Origin of the sequence: Robertmurraya sp. FSL R5-0851 (assembly GCF_038002965.1) — a bacterium.
Classification (GTDB): Bacteria; Bacillota; Bacilli; order Bacillales; family Cytobacillaceae; genus Robertmurraya_A; species Robertmurraya_A beringensis.
Window position 1 is genome coordinate 88241 of sequence record NZ_JBBOOE010000001.1, and the last position, 23897, is coordinate 112137.

The window sequence follows — 23897 nt, forward strand, 5'->3', positions numbered from 1 at the left end:
TCAATATAATACGTTTGATTATGTTAACTGCCAGTTCGTGCTGGCAGTTTTTATTTTATTTTACTTTTTTAATGTCTGTTTTTCTCACTTTGTGTAAAATAATATAGTATGCTTATAAGATGGTGTTATTACATAAATTCAAGCAATTGATGTTTGATAGATACAAGAAGGAAATTGGAGTTGATAAAAATGAGTCATGAGGAACTTAATGACCAATTACAAGTCAGAAGAGAAAAGCTAGCTTCTCTTCAAGAAAAAGGTCTCGATCCATTCGGAAAGAGATTTGAACGTTCTGGCTTCTCCCAAGAGTTTATTAGTCAGTACGGAGAAATGGAAAAAGAAGAGCTGGCAAATAAAAATATTGCTGTAACTATTGCTGGTCGTATCATGACAAAGCGTGGAAAAGGTAAAGCTGGCTTTGCGCATATCCAAGATCTAAAGGGGCAGCTGCAAATATATGTTCGTCAAGATGCAGTAGGTGAAGAGCAATATGAAATCTTTAATATTGCTGATTTAGGGGATATTGTTGGTGTAACGGGTACATTGTTTAAGACACAAGTTGGAGAGCTGTCTGTAAAAGTAGAAGACTTTCAGCTTTTAACAAAGTCATTACGTCCACTTCCTGATAAATTTCACGGTCTGAAGGACGTTGAACAGCGCTATCGCCAACGTTATGTTGATCTTATTATGAGTCAAGAAAGTAGACACACATTCATTACTCGTAGTTTGATCATTCAATCAATGAGGAGATACCTTGATTCTAAGGGGTACCTAGAAGTAGAGACGCCTATGATGCATGCCATCGCAGGTGGGGCATCTGCTCGTCCGTTCATTACACACCATAATGCATTAGATATGGAATTATATATGCGTATTGCCATCGAACTTCATTTAAAGCGTCTAATTGTCGGTGGTTTAGAAAAAGTTTATGAAATTGGGCGTGTGTTCCGTAACGAAGGTGTGTCTACTCGTCATAATCCTGAATTTACAATGATTGAACTGTATGAGGCTTATGCTGATTATCAAGATATTATGAGTCTTACAGAAAACCTAATTGCTCATATTGCTCAAGAAGTATTAGGGACAACTACTATTCAATACGGTGAATATGAAGTAAACCTTAAGCCAGAGTGGAAGAGGCTTCATATGGTAGATGCAATTAAGGAATATACAGGTGCTGATTTCTGGAAGGAAATGAGTGTAGAAGAAGCAAGAGTTTTAGCGAAGGAACATGGAGTAGAAATTAAGGATACCATGCTGTACGGTCATATTGTTAATGAGTTCTTCGAGCAAAAAGTAGAAGAAAAGTTAATTCAACCGACATTTATCTATGGTCATCCAGTTGAAATTTCCCCTCTTGCAAAGAAAAATGACCAAGATCCGCGTTTCACAGATCGTTTTGAATTATTTATTGTGGCTCGTGAACATGCGAATGCTTTCACTGAACTGAATGATCCGATTGACCAGCGTGAACGTTTTGAAGCACAATTAAAAGAGCGTGAAGAAGGAAATGATGAAGCTCATATGATGGATGATGACTTTATCGAAGCTCTTGAGTATGGGATGCCTCCTACAGGTGGGTTAGGAATCGGAATTGACAGACTTGTTATGCTTCTAACAAGTGCACCTTCTATTAGAGATGTATTGTTATTCCCGGCAATGAGACATCGTTAACTATCTAAATAGCGGACAAGAATATGAATTATTCTTGTTCGCTATTTTTTTGTAAAAAACATGTTGCATTCAATTCGAATAGGTGATATATTATTATCTGTTGCCGCAAAAGAAGTTAAGGTTATGAGAAAATAAATGAAAAAAGTTATTGACTCTAACAATCGCTTCTGGTAATATTAAAAAGTCGCCCAAGAGCGACGGGTTAATAAATTGTTCTTTGAAAACTAAACAAATCATACGTCAACAAAAAATGATTAGTGTTGAAAAATACACTAGCCAACGTTTTAACTTTAAGAGCTAATCTTACTCTTTATTGGAGAGTTTGATCCTGGCTCAGGACGAACGCTGGCGGCGTGCCTAATACATGCAAGTCGAGCGGATCTTTGGGAGCTTGCTCCCAAAGGTTAGCGGCGGACGGGTGAGTAACACGTGGGCAACCTGCCTATGAGACTGGGATAACTCCGGGAAACCGGGGCTAATACCGGATAATTCTTTTCTACACATGTAGAAAAGCTGAAAGATGGTTTCGGCTATCACTCATAGATGGGCCCGCGGCGCATTAGCTAGTTGGTGAGGTAACGGCTCACCAAGGCGACGATGCGTAGCCGACCTGAGAGGGTGATCGGCCACACTGGGACTGAGACACGGCCCAGACTCCTACGGGAGGCAGCAGTAGGGAATCTTCCGCAATGGACGAAAGTCTGACGGAGCAACGCCGCGTGAGTGATGAAGGTTTTCGGATCGTAAAACTCTGTTGTTAGGGAAGAACAAGTACCGGAGTAACTGCCGGTACCTTGACGGTACCTAACCAGAAAGCCACGGCTAACTACGTGCCAGCAGCCGCGGTAATACGTAGGTGGCAAGCGTTGTCCGGAATTATTGGGCGTAAAGCGCGCGCAGGTGGTCTCTTAAGTCTGATGTGAAAGCCCCCGGCTCAACCGGGGAGGGTCATTGGAAACTGGGAGACTTGAGTGCAGGAGAGAAGAGTGGAATTCCACGTGTAGCGGTGAAATGCGTAGAGATGTGGAGGAACACCAGTGGCGAAGGCGACTCTTTGGCCTGTAACTGACACTGAGGCGCGAAAGCGTGGGGAGCAAACAGGATTAGATACCCTGGTAGTCCACGCCGTAAACGATGAGTGCTAAGTGTTAGAGGGTTTCCGCCCTTTAGTGCTGCAGCAAACGCATTAAGCACTCCGCCTGGGGAGTACGGCCGCAAGGCTGAAACTCAAAGGAATTGACGGGGGCCCGCACAAGCGGTGGAGCATGTGGTTTAATTCGAAGCAACGCGAAGAACCTTACCAGGTCTTGACATCCTTTTGCCTTCCCTAGAGATAGGGCGTTCCCCTTCGGGGGACAAAAGTGACAGGTGGTGCATGGTTGTCGTCAGCTCGTGTCGTGAGATGTTGGGTTAAGTCCCGCAACGAGCGCAACCCTTGATCTTAGTTGCCAGCATTTAGTTGGGCACTCTAAGGTGACTGCCGGTGACAAACCGGAGGAAGGTGGGGATGACGTCAAATCATCATGCCCCTTATGACCTGGGCTACACACGTGCTACAATGGGTGGTACAAAGGGCAGCAAAGCGGCGACGCCAGAGCCAATCCCATAAAACCACTCTCAGTTCGGATTGTAGGCTGCAACTCGCCTACATGAAGCTGGAATCGCTAGTAATCGCGGATCAGCATGCCGCGGTGAATACGTTCCCGGGCCTTGTACACACCGCCCGTCACACCACGAGAGTTTGTAACACCCGAAGTCGGTGGGGTAACCGTAAGGAGCCAGCCGCCTAAGGTGGGACAGATGATTGGGGTGAAGTCGTAACAAGGTAGCCGTATCGGAAGGTGCGGCTGGATCACCTCCTTTCTAAGGAAAATTGAGGCTTATGACCTTCGGTCAAAGCTAACAACCGTTGATGATATGATTTGTTTAGTTTTGAGAGAGCAATCTCTCTATGATAATCGTTCTTTGAAAACTAGATAATGATAAATGAAGAAAACCAAGAAATACCGAGTAATCGCCATTTTAGTTTTCTCTCTATATTATATAGAGAAACTTTTTAACTGAGAAAAAAGAGAAGCGAACAGGTCGAGGAATCGAGTGAGGAGACACCGGAGCGTACTTAAGGTACGTGAGGATGTTGACGAGTGAGATGACGAAGAGATGTGAAGCTTATATTTTTTCGGATAGGTTAAGTTAGAAAGGGCGCACGGTGGATGCCTTGGCACTAGGAGCCGATGAAGGACGGTACTAACACCGATATGCTTCGGGGAGCTGTAAGTAAGCTTTGATCCGGAGATTTCCGAATGGGGAAACCCTCTATCCGTAATGGGATAGAATCTTTACCTGAATACATAGGGTATTGAAGGCAGACCCGGGGAACTGAAACATCTAAGTACCCGGAGGAAGAGAAAGCAAACGCGATTCCCTGAGTAGCGGCGAGCGAAACGGGATTAGCCCAAACCAAGAGGCTTGCCTCTTGGGGTTGTAGGACACTCTATACGGAGTTACAAAGGAATGAAGTAGACGAATCGATCTGGAAAGGTCAGTCATAGAAGGTAACAACCCTGTAGTTGAAACTTCGTTCCCTCTTGAGTGGATCCTGAGTACGGCGGAACACGTGAAATTCCGTCGGAAGCAGGGAGGACCATCTCCCAAGGCTAAATACTACCTAGTGACCGATAGTGAACCAGTACCGTGAGGGAAAGGTGAAAAGCACCCCGGAAGGGGAGTGAAAGAGATCCTGAAACCGTGTGCCTACAAGTAGTTAGAGCCCTGTGTATTTTTCCTTTGGATAAATACCGGGTGATAGCGTGCCTTTTGTAGAATGAACCGGCGAGTTACGATTACATGCGAGGTTAAGTTGATAAGACGGAGCCGTAGCGAAAGCGAGTCTGAATAGGGCGCTTTAGTATGTGGTCGTAGACCCGAAACCAGGTGATCTACCCATGTCCAGGGTGAAGTCCAGGTAACACTGGATGGAGGCCCGAACCCACGCACGTTGAAAAGTGCGGGGATGAGGTGTGGGTAGCGGAGAAATTCCAATCGAACTTGGAGATAGCTGGTTCTCTCCGAAATAGCTTTAGGGCTAGCCTCATGTAGTAAGAGTCTTGGAGGTAGAGCACTGTTTGGACTAGGGGCCCTCATCGGGTTACCGAATTCAGACAAACTCCGAATGCCAAAGACTTATCCATGGGAGTCAGACTGCGAGTGATAAGATCCGTAGTCGAAAGGGAAACAGCCCAGACCACCAGCTAAGGTCCCAAAGTATACGTTAAGTGGCAAAGGATGTGGAGTTGCTTAGACAACCAGGATGTTGGCTTAGAAGCAGCCACCATTTAAAGAGTGCGTAATAGCTCACTGGTCGAGTGACTCCGCGCCGAAAATGTAACGGGGCTAAACGTATCACCGAAGCTGTGGATTGGCGTCACACGATGTCAGTGGTAGGAGAGCGTTCTAAGGGCGTTGAAGCTAGACCGGAAGGACTGGTGGAGCGCTTAGAAGTGAGAATGCCGGTATGAGTAGCGAAAGATGGGTGAGAATCCCATCCACCGAATGCCTAAGGTTTCCTGAGGAAGGCTCGTCCGCTCAGGGTTAGTCGGGACCTAAGCCGAGGCCGAAAGGCGTAGGCGATGGACAACAGGTTGATATTCCTGTACCACCAAATTACCGTTTGAGTGATGGGGGGACGCAGGAGGATAGGGTAAGCGCGCTGTTGGATATGCGCGTCCAAGCAGTTAGGCTGCAAGTGAGGCAAATCCCACTTGCATAAGGCTGAGCTGTGATGGCGAGGGAAATATAGTACCGAAGTTCCTGATTCCACACTGCCAAGAAAAGCCTCTAGCGAGGTAACAGGTGCCCGTACCGCAAACCGACACAGGTAGGCGAGGAGAGAATCCTAAGGTGAGCGAGAGAACTCTCGTTAAGGAACTCGGCAAAATGACCCCGTAACTTCGGGAGAAGGGGTGCTCTTCAGGGTGAATAGCCCAGAAGAGCCGCAGTGAATAGGCCCAGGCGACTGTTTAGCAAAAACACAGGTCTCTGCGAAGCCGCAAGGCGAAGTATAGGGGCTGACGCCTGCCCGGTGCTGGAAGGTTAAGAGGAGGGGTTAGCTCACGCGAAGCTCTGAATCGAAGCCCCAGTAAACGGCGGCCGTAACTATAACGGTCCTAAGGTAGCGAAATTCCTTGTCGGGTAAGTTCCGACCCGCACGAAAGGCGTAACGATCTGGGCACTGTCTCAACGAGAGACTCGGTGAAATTATAGTACCTGTGAAGATGCAGGTTACCCGCGACAGGACGGAAAGACCCCGTGGAGCTTTACTGTAGCCTGATATTGAATTTTGGTACAGCTTGTACAGGATAGGTAGGAGCCTGAGAAGCCGGAGCGCTAGCTTCGGTGGAGGCGTCGGTGGGATACTACTCTGGCTGTATTGAAATTCTAACCCTCACCCCTGATCGGGGTGGGAGACAGTGTCAGGTGGGCAGTTTGACTGGGGCGGTCGCCTCCTAAAAAGTAACGGAGGCGCCCAAAGGTTCCCTCAGAATGGTTGGAAATCATTCGTAGAGTGTAAAGGCACAAGGGAGCTTGACTGCGAGACCTACAAGTCGAGCAGGGACGAAAGTCGGGCTTAGTGATCCGGTGGTTCCGCATGGAAGGGCCATCGCTCAACGGATAAAAGCTACCCCGGGGATAACAGGCTTATCTCCCCCAAGAGTCCACATCGACGGGGAGGTTTGGCACCTCGATGTCGGCTCATCGCATCCTGGGGCTGTAGTCGGTCCCAAGGGTTGGGCTGTTCGCCCATTAAAGCGGTACGCGAGCTGGGTTCAGAACGTCGTGAGACAGTTCGGTCCCTATCCGTCGTGGGCGTAGGAAATTTGAGAGGAGCTGTCCTTAGTACGAGAGGACCGGGATGGACGCACCGCTGGTGTACCAGTTGTCTTGCCAAAGGCATCGCTGGGTAGCTATGTGCGGAAGGGATAAGTGCTGAAAGCATCTAAGCATGAAGCCCCCCTCAAGATGAGATTTCCCATAGCGCAAGCTAGTAAGATCCCTGAAAGATGATCAGGTTGATAGGTCAGAGGTGGAAGCGCGGCGACGTGTGGAGCTGACTGATACTAATCGATCGAGGACTTAACCAAATTACGATGAAACGTATTTCTTTCTTCTTCATTCATTATCTAGTTTTGAAGGAATGATTTTCTTCAACTTAATACAAGTCTAGTGGCGATAGCGAAAAGGTCACACCCGTTCCCATACCGAACACGGAAGTTAAGCTTTTCAGCGCCGATGGTAGTTGAGGGTTTCCCTCTGTGAGAGTAGGACGTCGCTAGGCATATATATGGAGGATTAGCTCAGCTGGGAGAGCACCTGCCTTACAAGCAGGGGGTCGGCGGTTCGATCCCGTCATCCTCCACCAAAACTTTTTTCACGTAGTGAAAAATAGTTTTCATTTTAAATTCACGAAATGAAAATACTATCATTATTTGCCGGCGTAGCTCAATTGGTAGAGCAACTGACTTGTAATCAGTAGGTTGGGGGTTCAAGTCCTCTCACCGGCACCACTTATACCGAGCCATTAGCTCAGTCGGTAGAGCATCTGACTTTTAATCAGAGGGTCGAAGGTTCGAGTCCTTCATGGCTCACCAAAGTTTTTTGCTTCAGCAAAATAACTTTCCATTTATTATTATTATGCGGGTGTGGCGGAATTGGCAGACGCACTAGACTTAGGATCTAGCGCCGCAAGGCGTGGGGGTTCGACTCCCTTCACCCGCACCATAGTTTTTTGCACAAGCAAAATAATTACTATACGCGGAAGTAGTTCAGTGGTAGAATACAACCTTGCCAAGGTTGGGGTCGCGGGTTCGAATCCCGTCTTCCGCTCCAGAACGTACTTGCCGGGGTGGCGGAACTGGCAGACGCACAGGACTTAAAATCCTGCGGTAGGTGACTACCGTACCGGTTCGATTCCGGTCCTCGGCACCAATGCTTTTTACGAAGTAAAATAGCTTTCGTTATTACGAAGTAAAATATCCATCCATATCAATTGGATTGGTAAATTAAAAAATATGCGCCCGTAGCTCAATTGGATAGAGCGTCTGACTACGGATCAGAAGGTTATGGGTTCGACTCCTTTCGGGCGCGCCATATTAGTTTTAATCGGGGAGTAGCTCAGCTTGGTAGAGCACTTGGTTTGGGACCAAGGGGTCGCAGGTTCGAATCCTGTCTTCCCGACCATGATCCTACTAATTATTTAATGGGGCCTTAGCTCAGCTGGGAGAGCGCCTGCCTTGCACGCAGGAGGTCAGCGGTTCGATCCCGCTAGGCTCCACCAAAAAAACTATTGACAACACAATTAAGTGCTGTTAATATAGAAAAGTCGCTTCAAAACGAGGCGAAATTGTTCTTTGAAAACTAAACAAATCATACGTCAACAAAAAATGATTAGTGTTGAAAAATACACTAGCCAACGTTTTAACTTTAAGAGCTAATCTTACTCTTTATTGGAGAGTTTGATCCTGGCTCAGGACGAACGCTGGCGGCGTGCCTAATACATGCAAGTCGAGCGGATCTTTGGGAGCTTGCTCCCAAAGGTTAGCGGCGGACGGGTGAGTAACACGTGGGCAACCTGCCTATGAGACTGGGATAACTCCGGGAAACCGGGGCTAATACCGGATAATTCTTTTCTACACATGTAGAAAAGCTGAAAGATGGTTTCGGCTATCACTCATAGATGGGCCCGCGGCGCATTAGCTAGTTGGTGAGGTAACGGCTCACCAAGGCGACGATGCGTAGCCGACCTGAGAGGGTGATCGGCCACACTGGGACTGAGACACGGCCCAGACTCCTACGGGAGGCAGCAGTAGGGAATCTTCCGCAATGGACGAAAGTCTGACGGAGCAACGCCGCGTGAGTGATGAAGGTTTTCGGATCGTAAAACTCTGTTGTTAGGGAAGAACAAGTACCGGAGTAACTGCCGGTACCTTGACGGTACCTAACCAGAAAGCCACGGCTAACTACGTGCCAGCAGCCGCGGTAATACGTAGGTGGCAAGCGTTGTCCGGAATTATTGGGCGTAAAGCGCGCGCAGGTGGTCTCTTAAGTCTGATGTGAAAGCCCCCGGCTCAACCGGGGAGGGTCATTGGAAACTGGGAGACTTGAGTGCAGGAGAGAAGAGTGGAATTCCACGTGTAGCGGTGAAATGCGTAGAGATGTGGAGGAACACCAGTGGCGAAGGCGACTCTTTGGCCTGTAACTGACACTGAGGCGCGAAAGCGTGGGGAGCAAACAGGATTAGATACCCTGGTAGTCCACGCCGTAAACGATGAGTGCTAAGTGTTAGAGGGTTTCCGCCCTTTAGTGCTGCAGCAAACGCATTAAGCACTCCGCCTGGGGAGTACGGCCGCAAGGCTGAAACTCAAAGGAATTGACGGGGGCCCGCACAAGCGGTGGAGCATGTGGTTTAATTCGAAGCAACGCGAAGAACCTTACCAGGTCTTGACATCCTCTGACAACCCTAGAGATAGGGCGTTCCCCTTCGGGGGACAGAGTGACAGGTGGTGCATGGTTGTCGTCAGCTCGTGTCGTGAGATGTTGGGTTAAGTCCCGCAACGAGCGCAACCCTTGATCTTAGTTGCCAGCATTTAGTTGGGCACTCTAAGGTGACTGCCGGTGACAAACCGGAGGAAGGTGGGGATGACGTCAAATCATCATGCCCCTTATGACCTGGGCTACACACGTGCTACAATGGGTGGTACAAAGGGCAGCAAAACCGCGAGGTCGAGCCAATCCCATAAAACCACTCTCAGTTCGGATTGTAGGCTGCAACTCGCCTACATGAAGCTGGAATCGCTAGTAATCGCGGATCAGCATGCCGCGGTGAATACGTTCCCGGGCCTTGTACACACCGCCCGTCACACCACGAGAGTTTGTAACACCCGAAGTCGGTGGGGTAACCGTAAGGAGCCAGCCGCCTAAGGTGGGACAGATGATTGGGGTGAAGTCGTAACAAGGTAGCCGTATCGGAAGGTGCGGCTGGATCACCTCCTTTCTAAGGAAAATTGAGGCTTATGACCTTCGGTCAAAGCTAACAACCGTTGATGATATGATTTGTTTAGTTTTGAGAGAGCAATCTCTCTATGATAATCGTTCTTTGAAAACTAGATAATGATAAATGAAGAAAACCAAGAAATACCGAGTAATCGCCATTTTAGTTTTCTCTCTATATTATATAGAGAAACTTTTTAACTGAGAAAAAAGAGAAGCGAACAGGTCGAGGAATCGAGTGAGGAGACACCGGAGCGTACTTAAGGTACGTGAGGATGTTGACGAGTGAGATGACGAAGAGATGTGAAGCTTATATTTTTTCGGATAGGTTAAGTTAGAAAGGGCGCACGGTGGATGCCTTGGCACTAGGAGCCGATGAAGGACGGTACTAACACCGATATGCTTCGGGGAGCTGTAAGTAAGCTTTGATCCGGAGATTTCCGAATGGGGAAACCCTCTATCCGTAATGGGATAGAATCTTTACCTGAATACATAGGGTATTGAAGGCAGACCCGGGGAACTGAAACATCTAAGTACCCGGAGGAAGAGAAAGCAAACGCGATTCCCTGAGTAGCGGCGAGCGAAACGGGATTAGCCCAAACCAAGAGGCTTGCCTCTTGGGGTTGTAGGACACTCTATACGGAGTTACAAAGGAATGAAGTAGACGAATCGATCTGGAAAGGTCAGTCATAGAAGGTAACAACCCTGTAGTTGAAACTTCGTTCCCTCTTGAGTGGATCCTGAGTACGGCGGAACACGTGAAATTCCGTCGGAAGCAGGGAGGACCATCTCCCAAGGCTAAATACTACCTAGTGACCGATAGTGAACCAGTACCGTGAGGGAAAGGTGAAAAGCACCCCGGAAGGGGAGTGAAAGAGATCCTGAAACCGTGTGCCTACAAGTAGTTAGAGCCCTGTGTATTTTTCCTTTGGATAAATACCGGGTGATAGCGTGCCTTTTGTAGAATGAACCGGCGAGTTACGATTACATGCGAGGTTAAGTTGATAAGACGGAGCCGTAGCGAAAGCGAGTCTGAATAGGGCGCTTTAGTATGTGGTCGTAGACCCGAAACCAGGTGATCTACCCATGTCCAGGGTGAAGTCCAGGTAACACTGGATGGAGGCCCGAACCCACGCACGTTGAAAAGTGCGGGGATGAGGTGTGGGTAGCGGAGAAATTCCAATCGAACTTGGAGATAGCTGGTTCTCTCCGAAATAGCTTTAGGGCTAGCCTCATGTAGTAAGAGTCTTGGAGGTAGAGCACTGTTTGGACTAGGGGCCCTCATCGGGTTACCGAATTCAGACAAACTCCGAATGCCAAAGACTTATCCATGGGAGTCAGACTGCGAGTGATAAGATCCGTAGTCGAAAGGGAAACAGCCCAGACCACCAGCTAAGGTCCCAAAGTATACGTTAAGTGGCAAAGGATGTGGAGTTGCTTAGACAACCAGGATGTTGGCTTAGAAGCAGCCACCATTTAAAGAGTGCGTAATAGCTCACTGGTCGAGTGACTCCGCGCCGAAAATGTAACGGGGCTAAACGTATCACCGAAGCTGTGGATTGGCGTCACACGATGTCAGTGGTAGGAGAGCGTTCTAAGGGCGTTGAAGCTAGACCGGAAGGACTGGTGGAGCGCTTAGAAGTGAGAATGCCGGTATGAGTAGCGAAAGATGGGTGAGAATCCCATCCACCGAATGCCTAAGGTTTCCTGAGGAAGGCTCGTCCGCTCAGGGTTAGTCGGGACCTAAGCCGAGGCCGAAAGGCGTAGGCGATGGACAACAGGTTGATATTCCTGTACCACCAAATTACCGTTTGAGTGATGGGGGGACGCAGGAGGATAGGGTAAGCGCGCTGTTGGATATGCGCGTCCAAGCAGTTAGGCTGCAAGTGAGGCAAATCCCACTTGCATAAGGCTGAGCTGTGATGGCGAGGGAAATATAGTACCGAAGTTCCTGATTCCACACTGCCAAGAAAAGCCTCTAGCGAGGTAACAGGTGCCCGTACCGCAAACCGACACAGGTAGGCGAGGAGAGAATCCTAAGGTGAGCGAGAGAACTCTCGTTAAGGAACTCGGCAAAATGACCCCGTAACTTCGGGAGAAGGGGTGCTCTTCAGGGTGAATAGCCCAGAAGAGCCGCAGTGAATAGGCCCAGGCGACTGTTTAGCAAAAACACAGGTCTCTGCGAAGCCGCAAGGCGAAGTATAGGGGCTGACGCCTGCCCGGTGCTGGAAGGTTAAGAGGAGGGGTTAGCTCACGCGAAGCTCTGAATCGAAGCCCCAGTAAACGGCGGCCGTAACTATAACGGTCCTAAGGTAGCGAAATTCCTTGTCGGGTAAGTTCCGACCCGCACGAAAGGCGTAACGATCTGGGCACTGTCTCAACGAGAGACTCGGTGAAATTATAGTACCTGTGAAGATGCAGGTTACCCGCGACAGGACGGAAAGACCCCGTGGAGCTTTACTGTAGCCTGATATTGAATTTTGGTACAGCTTGTACAGGATAGGTAGGAGCCTGAGAAGCCGGAGCGCTAGCTTCGGTGGAGGCGTCGGTGGGATACTACTCTGGCTGTATTGAAATTCTAACCCTCACCCCTGATCGGGGTGGGAGACAGTGTCAGGTGGGCAGTTTGACTGGGGCGGTCGCCTCCTAAAAAGTAACGGAGGCGCCCAAAGGTTCCCTCAGAATGGTTGGAAATCATTCGTAGAGTGTAAAGGCACAAGGGAGCTTGACTGCGAGACCTACAAGTCGAGCAGGGACGAAAGTCGGGCTTAGTGATCCGGTGGTTCCGCATGGAAGGGCCATCGCTCAACGGATAAAAGCTACCCCGGGGATAACAGGCTTATCTCCCCCAAGAGTCCACATCGACGGGGAGGTTTGGCACCTCGATGTCGGCTCATCGCATCCTGGGGCTGTAGTCGGTCCCAAGGGTTGGGCTGTTCGCCCATTAAAGCGGTACGCGAGCTGGGTTCAGAACGTCGTGAGACAGTTCGGTCCCTATCCGTCGTGGGCGTAGGAAATTTGAGAGGAGCTGTCCTTAGTACGAGAGGACCGGGATGGACGCACCGCTGGTGTACCAGTTGTCTTGCCAAAGGCATCGCTGGGTAGCTATGTGCGGAAGGGATAAGTGCTGAAAGCATCTAAGCATGAAGCCCCCCTCAAGATGAGATTTCCCATAGCGCAAGCTAGTAAGATCCCTGAAAGATGATCAGGTTGATAGGTCAGAGGTGGAAGCGCGGCGACGTGTGGAGCTGACTGATACTAATCGATCGAGGACTTAACCAAGAAAAGCGGAAGCGCCTTGAACAGACGCGACAAGCATAAGACGAATCACGCAAGAAGGCCTGCCTTCTGGAGGGATTTGGCTTATGACCTCGAGCGGCTAGGCGCTGTAGCTGGACAACGATGAAACGTATTTCTTTCTTCTTCATTCATTATCTAGTTTTGAAGGAATGATTTTCTTCAACTTAATACAAGTCTAGTGGCGATAGCGAAAAGGTCACACCCGTTCCCATACCGAACACGGAAGTTAAGCTTTTCAGCGCCGATGGTAGTTGAGGGTTTCCCTCTGTGAGAGTAGGACGTCGCTAGGCAAAGAAAAAAGCACCTGAGTGGGTGCTTTTTTTGTTTTATATTTTTCTAATTAACCGTAAGATCTTATCTTTAAATGAAAATAAAAAGGTTCTATCATCTCAAAAAGTAATAAAGAAATATAATTATGAATTCCTTCCTAGTTTGAGAGCACGAAATTTGGGGAAAAATTTATAAGGTGTTGTTCATTGCATGAAACTACGTTCATCATGTATAATTAATGTCAAATATAGTCAAAGTCAGAGAGGGGGGATATGGTGAGGAACATCTCCGATATCATTGAGCAGTACTTAAAGGAAGTACTCGATATGAGTGAAAGAGAACTCGTTGAAATTAAGCGTAGTGAAATAGCCGATAAGTTTCAGTGTGTACCATCACAAATCAACTACGTAATTAACACACGATTTACCATTGAAAAAGGGTATGTTGTAGAAAGTAAACGAGGTGGTGGTGGATATATTCGAATTATGAAAGTTCAATCACACGATAACGCTCACCTTATTGACCAGCTGCTAACTGTGATCTCTTCTAGAGTGTCACAAAGTAGTGCAGAGCATGTGATTTTTAGGCTCGTTGAGGAAGATGTGATCTCAACGAGAGAAGCAAAAATTATGCTCAGTGTCATTGATCGCTCCGTCCTGTATATTGACTTACCATATCGTGATGAACTTCGTTCGAGAATGCTAAAGGCTATGTTAACAACATTGAAATATAAATAATAAGATCTTACGCCTTTAGAAAAAAGTAAAGCCATTTATTGAGGTGAGTAACATGATTTGTCAGGAGTGTAATGAAAGGCCAGCTACACTTCATTTTACAAAGATTAACAATGGTAAGAAAACTGAGTTCCACTTATGTGAGGTGTGTGCCCAAGAAAAAGGAGAGCACTTTGTAGTCACTAATACTTCTGGTTTTTCCATTAATAATCTATTGGCTGGACTATTAAACTTCGATCATAAATATCAGCTTGCTCAACAAAAAGCTTCACTTTATGAGCAACAACAAGTATTGCAATGTGAAAGCTGTTCGATGACATATAAGCAATTCAGTCAAGTCGGGCGGTTTGGGTGTGCACAGTGCTATGAGACGTTTAAGGATCAACTTCAACCGATACTACGACGGCTCCATAGTGGAAACTCCACACATAACGGAAAGATACCTAAGCGTATAGGTGGCAACATTCACTACAAAAAGAAAATGGAAGAACTAAAGGTTGATTTGAAGTCTGCAATAGAAAATGAAGAGTTTGAACAAGCAGCCATTGTAAGGGACGAAATAAGAGAAATTGAAAAACTGTTACGCAGTGAAATTGAAGGAGAGGAATAGTACATGTCTCTTGAAAAATTTATTAATCAAGCCATAAGCTCATGGATGAGTGCAGAAGGGCCTGATTCAGACATTGTTCTAAGTTCTCGAATTCGGCTCGCGCGGAATATAAATGAGTATAAGTTCCCAACCCTCTTCTCTAATGAAGAAGCACAAGAGGTTATTCAGACAATGGAGAAGGCATTATTAAATCATTCCATTCCTAACCTAAGTCCATTAGAACTTCTAAGAATGGAAGAACTTCAGCCAATACAAAAACGAGTATTAATGGAGAAGCATTTAATCAGTCCTCATCTAGTTGAAAACTCTACTTTAGGTGCCTGTCTTTTATCAGAAAATGAAGAAGTTTGCATTATGGTTAATGAAGAAGACCATATTCGAATTCAATGCTTATACCCTGGATTCCAGGTAAGCGAGGCGTTGACTCTGGCTGATCGAATTGATGATGAATTAGAAGAGCATATCAATTATGCATTTGATGAACAGGTAGGATACTTAACGAGCTGTCCGACAAATGTGGGAACAGGGATGCGCGCTTCTGTAATGATGCATCTACCAGGTTTGACATTAACGCAACAAATGAATCGTATTATTCCAGCCATCAATCAACTGGGCCTCGTCGTCAGAGGCATATATGGAGAGGGTAGTGAGGCGTTAGGCAACATCTTTCAAATATCAAATCAGATCACGTTAGGTAAATCTGAAGAGGATATTGTTGAAGACTTAAAGGGAGTTGTCACCCAACTAATTGCCCAGGAAAGGTCAGCACGTGGGGCATTAGCAAAGACTTCTAACATACAATTAGAAGATAGAGTTTTTCGCTCCCTAGGTGTTCTAACACATAGTAGAATCATTGAAACAAAGGAAGCAGCCAGCTGTTTGTCTGATGTAAGATTAGGGATTGATATGGGCTATATTGAAAACATATCAAAAAATATATTGAATGAATTAATGATATTAACACAGCCAGGATTTCTCCAGCAATATGCGGGAGGACCACTAAGACCCAACGAGCGTGATATTCGTCGCGCCTCTTTAATAAGGGAAAGAATAAAAATGGAAAATTAACCTTAGAGGAGGATGTTCATATGATGTTTGGACGTTTTACAGAGAGAGCTCAAAAGGTACTTGCACTAGCGCAGGAAGAAGCTATTCGTTTAGGTCATAACAATATTGGAACAGAGCATATTTTACTTGGATTGGTAAGAGAAGGCGAAGGTATCGCAGCAAAAGCATTATATGCTTTAGGATTAGGATCAGAGAAAATACAAAAAGAAGTAGAAAATCTGATTGGTAGGGGGCAAGATGCTTCTCAGACCATTCACTATACACCACGAGCAAAAAAGGTGATTGAACTTTCCATGGATGAAGCAAGAAAGCTTGGCCATTCATATGTAGGAACAGAGCATATATTGCTTGGTCTTATTCGTGAAGGTGAAGGGGTAGCAGCGAGGGTATTAAACAATTTAGGCGTAAGCTTAAACAAAGCAAGACAGCAAGTGCTTCAACTGTTAGGTAGCAGTGAGTCAAGCAATCACCAAGGTGGTACGGCAGCTAGTGCGAATACACCTACCTTAGATAGCTTAGCACGTGACTTAACAGCTATTGCTAGAGAAGGAAGTCTTGATCCTGTTATTGGTAGAAGCAAAGAAATTCAACGTGTGATCGAGGTATTAAGCCGACGTACGAAAAATAACCCAGTGTTAATTGGGGAGCCTGGAGTAGGGAAAACGGCTATTGCTGAAGGTTTGGCTCAACAAATTGTAAATAATGAGGTTCCTGAAACATTAAGAGATAAGCGTGTTATGACGCTTGATATGGGTACGGTTGTAGCGGGTACAAAGTATCGAGGTGAGTTTGAGGACCGTTTAAAGAAAGTAATGGATGAGATCCGTCAGGCAGGAAATATCATTTTATTCATCGATGAGTTGCATACACTTATCGGTGCTGGTGGAGCAGAAGGTGCGATTGATGCTTCAAATATCTTAAAGCCTTCATTAGCTCGTGGAGAACTTCAATGTATTGGGGCAACAACCCTTGATGAGTACCGTAAATATATTGAAAAGGATGCCGCTTTAGAAAGACGTTTCCAGCCAATCATGGTAGATGAACCAACAGCGGATGAATCTGTACAAATTTTAAAAGGATTGAGAGATCGTTACGAAGCACATCATAGAGTGTCCATTACGGATGAAGCGATTGAGGCAGCTGTAAAATTGTCAGACCGTTATATTTCGGATCGCTTCCTTCCTGATAAGGCCATTGATTTAATTGATGAAGCAGGATCAAAAGTAAGATTGCGTTCTTACACGACTCCTCCAAACTTAAAGGAGCTTGAAGCCAAGCTTGAAGAAGTTCGCAAGGAAAAGGATGCTGCAGTTCAAAGTCAAGAATTTGAAAAGGCTGCATCTTTACGAGATTCAGAGCAAAGACTTCGTGAACAACTTGAGGAGACAAAGAAAACCTGGAAAGAGAAGCAAGGGAAAGAGAACTCAGAGGTTACGGTCGATGATATTGCTACGGTTGTGGCAAGTTGGACGGGAATTCCTGTTTCACGACTGGCACAAACAGAAACAGATAAGTTATTAAAGCTTGAAGAAATTCTTCATTCTCGTTTAATCGGCCAAGAGGAAGCTGTAAAGGCAATTTCAAAGGCTGTCCGTCGTGCTCGTGCTGGTTTGAAAGATCCAAAGCGCCCTATCGGCTCGTTTATTTTCCTTGGTCCAACAGGTGTTGGTAAAACCGAGCTTGCACGTGCATTAGCAGAAGCGATGTTTGGCGATGAGGACGCAATGATTCGCGTTGATATGTCAGAGTATATGGAAAAACATTCGACTTCCAGACTAGTAGGTTCTCCTCCAGGTTATGTAGGATACGATGAAGGTGGACAATTGACAGAAAAGGTAAGAAGAAAGCCTTACTCTGTTATTTTATTAGATGAAATTGAAAAAGCTCATCCAGATGTATTTAATATTTTGCTCCAAGTACTTGAAGATGGACGTTTAACGGACTCAAAAGGAAGAAGTGTTGACTTCCGAAATACAGTTGTAATTATGACATCTAACGTTGGAGCAGAAGCGTTAAAGCGTAATAAGTATGTTGGATTTAACATTCAAGATGGAGAGCAGGACTTTAAAGATATGAAGGGCAAGGTAATGGAAGAGCTGAAAAAGGCATTCCGTCCAGAGTTCCTAAACCGTATCGATGAGATTATTGTTTTCCATTCATTAGAGAAGAAGCACTTGAAACAGATCGTAACTTTAATGTCTGATCAGCTAATTAAGAGATTAAATGAACAGGATATTACATTAGAGCTAACCGATGCTGCAAAAGAGAAAATTTCTGAAGAAGGATACGACCCTGAATACGGTGCTCGACCTTTAAGAAGAGCGATTCAGAAGCATATTGAAGACCGTCTATCAGAAGAGTTATTAAGAGGTACGGTACTGACAGGACAAAAGGTTGTCATTGATTATGTGGATGGTGATTTTGCTGTTAGGGCAGGAGAACCTATTCATAAATAATCATAAAAATAGGAGCACACGTAAGAGATTACGTGTGCCTTCTATTTTCTTTTGGGAAATACTTATCACTGCAATGGATTTATAACATGTCTTATAATAAGAGAGTATGGCAAGGAAGGTGTAAAGGGGGATATACGTTTGGCAAAAGTAAAAACAAAATTTATGTGTAATGATTGCGGCTATGAATCTCCCAAATGGATGGGGAAATGCCCAGGGTGTGGACAATGGAATACGATGGTGGAAGAGATAGAAAAAAAGGTATCTAATCACCGTGCAACCTTTGCTCATTCAGTAGGTTCAACAACCATGTCTAAAGCAACACCAATTACCTCTATTGAAACGATGACAGAGCCCCGTATACAAACGGACTTGGTTGAGTTAAATCGTGTGTTAGGTGGCGGAATCGTTAAGGGCTCCCTTGTGTTAATAGGCGGTGATCCTGGAATTGGGAAGTCCACTCTGCTTCTGCAGGTTTCCTCTCAACTGGCAAAAAAGCAACATTCCGTTCTTTATATATCAGGGGAAGAATCAATGAGACAAACGAAGCTAAGGGCCGATCGCCTCGGAGTCACATCAGAAAACTTACTCGTCTATTCTGAAACGGACCTAGAAGAGATCAGTCGAACAATTGAAAAGGAAAACCCGAGTTTTGTCATTGTGGATTCTATCCAAACCATATTCCATCCTCAAGTAACTTCTGCACCAGGAAGTGTTTCTCAAGTAAGAGAGTGTACAGCTGAGCTTATGAGGATAGGGAAGACAAAGGGGATTGCCATTTTCATCGTAGGTCATGTGACAAAGGAAGGCTCGATTGCGGGACCTAGACTTCTCGAACATATGGTCGATACCGTGCTCTATTTTGAAGGAGAGCGTCACCATACGTATCGGATTGTCAGAGCGGTAAAAAATCGTTTTGGTTCCACAAATGAAATGGGAATTTTTGAAATGAAGGAATTTGGATTAGAAGAGGTTCATAATCCATCTGAGATATTCCTTGAGGAGCGATCACAAGGGGCGGCAGGATCGACAGTAGTTGCTTCGATGGAAGGTACACGACCGGTTTTAGTAGAGATACAAGCACTTATTTCACCAACTAGTTTTGGAAATCCTAGGAGAATGGCTACAGGAATTGATCATAACAGAGTTTCACTGTTAATGGCTGTGCTGGAGAAACGAGTTGGGTTGTTGCTTCAAAACCAGGATGCCTACTTAAAGGTTGCTGGTGGAGTGAAGTTGGATGAACCAGCAATTGATTTAGCGGTAGCAATTAGCATTGCTTCAAGTTTCCGTGATAAGCCAACCAGACCAACCGATTGTATTATAGGTGAAGTAGGTTTGACAGGGGAGATAAGAAGGGTATCTAGAATAGAGCAGCGTGTTCAAGAAGCAGCTAAGTTAGGGTTTGAACGAGTCATTATTCCTGCCAATAACATAGGTGGATGGTCAGCCCCAAAAGGGATTCAGTTGATTGGAGTATCTACTGTAGCGGATGCACTAAAAGCGACATTTGAATAAGTGAAAGATAAAGGGTAAAAAATTGACACCAATATTTGCTAGGTGCTACCCTTAGTAATAATAATCATTAGAAATCACCCGCAATTATACTGAAATAACAAAGAGATTACAGGATAATGACAAACAATAATTTTCTATGTAATATTACGTTTCAATTTATAGAATTTGTTTATAATGTATAAAAGGAGGTGAAGGAATGTTAAAGCGTATTGTTCAAGCCTGTTTCTTAATTACAGGTGGTACTTTAGGGATCTTTTTAATCTCTGATTTATTAACTCTTATCTCATTAGACGACATTCCTCTGATAAATAATCATTATGTTACCGCTATTTTAGGTGCTATTATTTTTTATCTTATTACTTTTTGGGCGGTCGAGTATGTCGTCAATTTCGTGAAATGGGTAGAAGAATCCCTTGTGAAAGTACCTATAACAGATATTATTTTTGGTAGCGTAGGATTAGTGTTTGGATTAATCATTGCCTTTTTAGTTGGTTATGCTTTAACGGGTATTGAAGTACCTATTTTAAATACGGTTGCTCCCGTACTATTGACACTTCTATTTGGTTATTTAGGTTTCCAGGTTGGTTTTAAAAAGAGAGACGAGTTATTAACCCTTTTTACAAAATCGAAAAAGAAGTCTAGTGACGAAGAAATAGAGGCTGAGCCTACTAATGCTAAAAATGAATTAAAAATATTAGATACAAGTGTTATTATTGATGGACGTATTGCTGATATCTGTCAAACAGGTTTCTTAGATGGAACGATTGTCATTCCACAATTTGTCCTTGAAGAATTGCAGCATATTGCTGATTCCTCAGATGTATTAAAGCGAAACCGTGGTAGAAGAGGTCTTGATATTTTAAATCGAATTCAAAAAGAGCTAGCGATGAATGTTGAAATATATGAAGGCGATTTTGAGGATGTACAAGAGGTAGATTCAAAACTTGTTAAGCTTGCTAAGTTAACAAGTGGGGTAGTTGTAACTAATGACTTTAATCTTAATAAAGTGTGTGAACTTCAAAAGGTCGCCGTATTAAACATTAATGACTTGGCAAATGCTGTTAAGCCAGTGGTATTACCTGGAGAAGAAATGAATGTTCAAGTCATTAAAGATGGCAAGGAGCATAATCAAGGGATTGCTTATCTCGATGATGGCACGATGATTGTGGTGGAAGATGGTAGAGATTATATTGGTAAGCAGCTTGATGTATTGGTAACAAGTGTATTACAGACATCAGCTGGTCGAATGATTTTTGCTAAACCGAAGTTACTAGAAAAAGCATTATAGAAATAGTTAGGGGATATCTTATGTCTTACCAAGTTATTATCCCTGCAGCAGGACAAGGGAAAAGAATGCGGGCAGGCAAAAATAAGGTGTTGCTTCAGCTAAAGGATATTCCTATATTAATTCATACTCTGAGAGTATTTGAATTAGATGACGCATGTAAGGGAATTATTTTAGCTATTTCAGCCGGAGATGAAGATCATTTTTCCAGTCTCTTAAAAAAGTATCGAATTAAAAAGGTTACCTCTCTTGTTGCTGGTGGGAACGAAAGACAGCATAGTGTATACAATGGGTTGCAGGCAGCAAAGAAAGAGGGAATTGTACTCGTACATGATGCAGCTAGGCCATTTATTGAAAAAAGAGTGATCCATGAATTAGTATCGGTAGCTGAAAAGGATGGAGCGGCTGTAGTAGCGGTGCCTGTTAAGGATACGATTAAGAAGGTAAATAATTTTGAAGTAGTTGAGACGATTGAGCGTTCAAGCTTGTGGGCCATTCAAACCCCACAAGCTTTTCGCGTGTCGTTGCTAGAAGAAGCTCATAACCTAGCGTTGGTACAGAATTTTTTAGGGACGGATGAAGCCAGTTTAGTAGAACGACTACATATACCTGTAAAAATTGTTGAGGGCGACTACGATAATATCAAACTGACGACACCAGAAGATTTGTATTTTGCAGAGGCAATCATTAAGCAACGTGACTACCAAAAGAGGGGACTTTAATAACGATGTTTAGAATTGGACAAGGATTTGACGTTCATCAGCTCACAGAAGGTAGACCTTTGATATTAGGAGGTATAACGATTCCTTATGAAAAAGGATTGTTAGGGCATTCTGATGCAGATGTCCTTCTTCACACAGTGACAGATGCAGTTTTAGGGGCGATTGGTGAAGGAGATATTGGAAGACACTTCCCGGATACGGACCCAGAGTTTAAGGATGCCGATTCAGCGAAACTTCTTGAACATGTATGGTCATTAGTTGAGAATCGAGGGTATGAGCTTGTGAATGCAGATTGCACCATTATTGCACAAAAACCTAAGATGGCACCATATATTGAGCAAATGAAGAACCGAATCGCTGAATTATTGAAAGCTACACCCGATCAAGTAAATGTGAAAGCAACAACGACAGAAAAGCTTGGGTTTACCGGAAGAGGAGAAGGAATTGCCTCTCAAGCAGTGGTGCTCTTAAAAAAGAAAGAGCTCTAGGAATTGTCTTTTCACAATGATAAAATAAATGTCAAAAATAGATTGAACTCTTAGGAGGAAAAAGAATGTCTAACACTGTACGTGTTCGTTATGCACCAAGTCCAACGGGGCATTTACATATTGGAAACGCTCGTACTGCGCTATTTAACTACTTGTTTGCGCGTCATCAAGGTGGAAAGTTTATTATCCGAATTGAAGACACTGATAAGAAGCGTAATATTGCTGGTGGGGAAGAGAGTCAGCTAAAATACTTAAAATGGTTAGGGATCGATTGGGATGAGAGCGTTGATGTCGGTGGATCATATGGTCCATATCGACAATCAGAACGTAACGACTTATATGAAGTGTATTATAAGCAACTTCTAGAAGAGGGCAAAGCTTATAAATGCTATTGTACAGAAGAAGAATTAGAAGCAGAACGTAATGAGCAAGCGGAGAAGGGTGAGATGGGTGGCTATTCAGGCAAATGTCGTCATCTAACGAGTGAGCAGCGTGAAGGTTTAGAAAAAGAAGGCAGACAGCCAAGTGTTCGCTTTCTAGTTCCTGAAGGAAAGGTTTTCAGCTTTAACGATATGGTTAAAGGGGACGTTTCTTTTGAGGCAGATGGAATCGGCGGAGATTTTGTTATTGTAAAAAAGGACGGAACACCAACATATAATTTTGCTGTAGCCGTTGATGATCACTTAATGGAAATCACACATGTGTTGCGTGGTGATGATCATATCTCAAATACACCAAAGCAAATGATGATCTACGAAGCATTAGGTTGGGAAACACCGGTGTTTGGACATATGACATTGATCGTGAATGAAAGCCGAAAGAAGCTGAGCAAACGAGATGAGTCCATTATTCAGTTCATTGAACAGTATGAGGAATTAGGATATCTTCCTGAAGCATTATTTAATTTTATTACTTTACTCGGCTGGTCACCATCTGGAGAAGAAGAGATTTTCTCGAAGGAAGAGTTGATTTCTATTTTTGAAGCGAATCGACTTTCGAAATCTCCGGCTCTATTTGATAAGCAAAAGCTTACGTGGATGAATAACCAATACATGAAGAAGCAAGAGGTTGATGTCGTGTATGAGCTTGCTCTGCCACATCTTCAAAAGGCGGGTCTTATTAGTGAGGCAATGACTCCAGAGGAAATAGAATGGACGAAAAACCTCGTAGCACTTTATCAAGAGCAGTTGAGCTATGGGGCTGAAATTGTCGAGCTATCTGAGTTATTCTTCAAGGAAGAGCTGGAGCTAGAGGAAGAAGCAAAGGCGGTTCTTCAGGAGGAAGGCGTGAAGGAAGTATTATCTACTTTTGCGAATGAGATTGAAAAGCTTCCAAGTCTCCAGCCAGAGGATGTTCAAGCAACGTTGAAGAGTGTTCAAAAAGCAACGGGGCAAAAGGGTAAGAAGCTCTTTATGCCGGTTCGTGTGGCTGCTACTGGTCAAACACATGGTCCCGATCTACCGAAAGCCATTGCGCTAATCGGAAAAGAAAAAATATTACAGCGAATTGTGAGCATTATTGGTTAACAGATTGGAAAAAATGTAATATAGTAAAGATAATTATATAATTTAGAAAATGTTGAAGAGGAAAAGTAAAAAAGCAATGCTTTTTAGAGAGAACCATCATCGGCTGAAAGTGGTTTAAGTCCCTTGTTTTTTGAAGTGCCCCTCTGAGTCCTGATTCGAAACGGGGTCATTCCCTTAGTAGAATGAGGCGGATTTCTTCCGTT

10 protein-coding genes, 9 tRNA genes, 6 rRNA genes and 1 other annotated feature (1 of these 26 cut by a window edge) are annotated in these 23897 nt (G+C 44.7%); all 25 genes read left to right on the top strand.

Translation table 11 applies throughout. From position 1 onward, the window contains the following. The first annotated feature begins 180 nt into the window (after positions 1-180). A complete protein-coding gene (gene lysS, locus MKX65_RS00460; RefSeq protein ID WP_340901768.1) occupies positions 181-1674 on the top strand; it encodes a lysine--tRNA ligase in 1494 nt (497 codons plus the stop codon). Between the two features lie 310 nt (positions 1675-1984). Next, positions 1985-3537: ribosomal RNA gene (locus MKX65_RS00465) — 16S ribosomal RNA — on the top strand. Positions 3538-3860: 323 nt separating this feature from the next. Further along, positions 3861-6815: ribosomal RNA gene (locus MKX65_RS00470) — 23S ribosomal RNA — on the top strand. Between the two features lie 78 nt (positions 6816-6893). After that, positions 6894-7009: ribosomal RNA gene (gene rrf, locus MKX65_RS00475) — 5S ribosomal RNA — on the top strand. A gap of 8 nt (positions 7010-7017) precedes the next feature. After that, a tRNA-Val gene (locus MKX65_RS00480) sits at positions 7018-7093 on the top strand. A 69-nt stretch (positions 7094-7162) separates the two neighbouring features. After that, positions 7163-7238: transfer RNA gene (locus tag MKX65_RS00485), tRNA-Thr, on the top strand. Positions 7239-7246: 8 nt separating this feature from the next. Further along, a tRNA-Lys gene (locus MKX65_RS00490) sits at positions 7247-7322 on the top strand. A 45-nt stretch (positions 7323-7367) separates the two neighbouring features. Further along, positions 7368-7452: transfer RNA gene (locus MKX65_RS00495), tRNA-Leu, on the top strand. A 33-nt stretch (positions 7453-7485) separates the two neighbouring features. Beyond that, positions 7486-7560, top strand: a tRNA-Gly gene (locus MKX65_RS00500). 10 nt (positions 7561-7570) lie between these two features. Then, positions 7571-7659, top strand: a tRNA-Leu gene (locus MKX65_RS00505). An 85-nt stretch (positions 7660-7744) separates the two neighbouring features. Beyond that, positions 7745-7821: transfer RNA gene (locus MKX65_RS00510), tRNA-Arg, on the top strand. Positions 7822-7834: 13 nt separating this feature from the next. Next, positions 7835-7911, top strand: a tRNA-Pro gene (locus tag MKX65_RS00515). A gap of 21 nt (positions 7912-7932) precedes the next feature. Then, positions 7933-8008 (top strand) — tRNA-Ala (locus MKX65_RS00520). A gap of 166 nt (positions 8009-8174) precedes the next feature. Beyond that, positions 8175-9724, top strand: a 16S ribosomal RNA gene (locus MKX65_RS00525). Positions 9725-10047: 323 nt separating this feature from the next. After that, a 23S ribosomal RNA gene (locus tag MKX65_RS00530) occupies positions 10048-13002 on the top strand. A gap of 192 nt (positions 13003-13194) precedes the next feature. Beyond that, a 5S ribosomal RNA gene (gene rrf / locus MKX65_RS00535) occupies positions 13195-13310 on the top strand. The 16S, 23S and 5S rRNA genes sit together here with 9 tRNA genes alongside, the layout of an rRNA operon. 255 nt (positions 13311-13565) lie before the next feature. Further along, a complete protein-coding gene (locus tag MKX65_RS00540; protein WP_066058665.1) occupies positions 13566-14027 on the top strand; it encodes a CtsR family transcriptional regulator in 462 nt (153 codons plus the stop codon). 52 nt (positions 14028-14079) lie between these two features. Beyond that, positions 14080-14634, top strand: a complete 555-nt coding sequence (locus MKX65_RS00545) for a UvrB/UvrC motif-containing protein (protein WP_160547986.1) — start codon at positions 14080-14082, stop codon at positions 14632-14634. 3 nt (positions 14635-14637) lie between these two features. Continuing rightward, entirely contained in the window at positions 14638-15702 is a 1065-nt protein-coding gene (locus MKX65_RS00550; protein ID WP_160547985.1) for a protein arginine kinase, read from the top strand. A 20-nt stretch (positions 15703-15722) separates the two neighbouring features. After that, on the top strand, positions 15723-18158 hold the full coding sequence (gene clpC, locus MKX65_RS00555; protein WP_160547984.1) for an ATP-dependent protease ATP-binding subunit ClpC: 2436 nt from the start codon (positions 15723-15725) through the stop codon (positions 18156-18158). 138 nt (positions 18159-18296) lie between these two features. Next, positions 18297-19673, top strand: a complete 1377-nt coding sequence (gene radA, locus MKX65_RS00560; RefSeq protein WP_160547983.1) for a DNA repair protein RadA — start codon at positions 18297-18299, stop codon at positions 19671-19673. A 196-nt stretch (positions 19674-19869) separates the two neighbouring features. Next, positions 19870-20961 carry a PIN domain-containing protein gene (locus MKX65_RS00565; protein ID WP_160547982.1) on the top strand — a complete coding sequence of 364 codons (1092 nt, stop codon included), beginning with the start codon at positions 19870-19872 and terminating at the stop codon, positions 20959-20961. 20 nt (positions 20962-20981) lie between these two features. After that, positions 20982-21680, top strand: coding sequence for a 2-C-methyl-D-erythritol 4-phosphate cytidylyltransferase (gene ispD, locus MKX65_RS00570; RefSeq protein ID WP_160547981.1), 699 nt, complete (start codon positions 20982-20984; stop codon positions 21678-21680). Between the two features lie 5 nt (positions 21681-21685). Next, positions 21686-22168, top strand: a complete 483-nt coding sequence (gene ispF, locus MKX65_RS00575) for a 2-C-methyl-D-erythritol 2,4-cyclodiphosphate synthase (RefSeq protein ID WP_160547980.1) — start codon at positions 21686-21688, stop codon at positions 22166-22168. A gap of 65 nt (positions 22169-22233) precedes the next feature. Continuing rightward, positions 22234-23694, top strand: coding sequence for a glutamate--tRNA ligase (gene gltX / locus MKX65_RS00580; RefSeq protein ID WP_160547979.1), 1461 nt, complete (start codon positions 22234-22236; stop codon positions 23692-23694). Between the two features lie 43 nt (positions 23695-23737). Then, positions 23738-23897: a binding site (T-box leader), on the top strand; it runs 69 nt beyond the window's last position.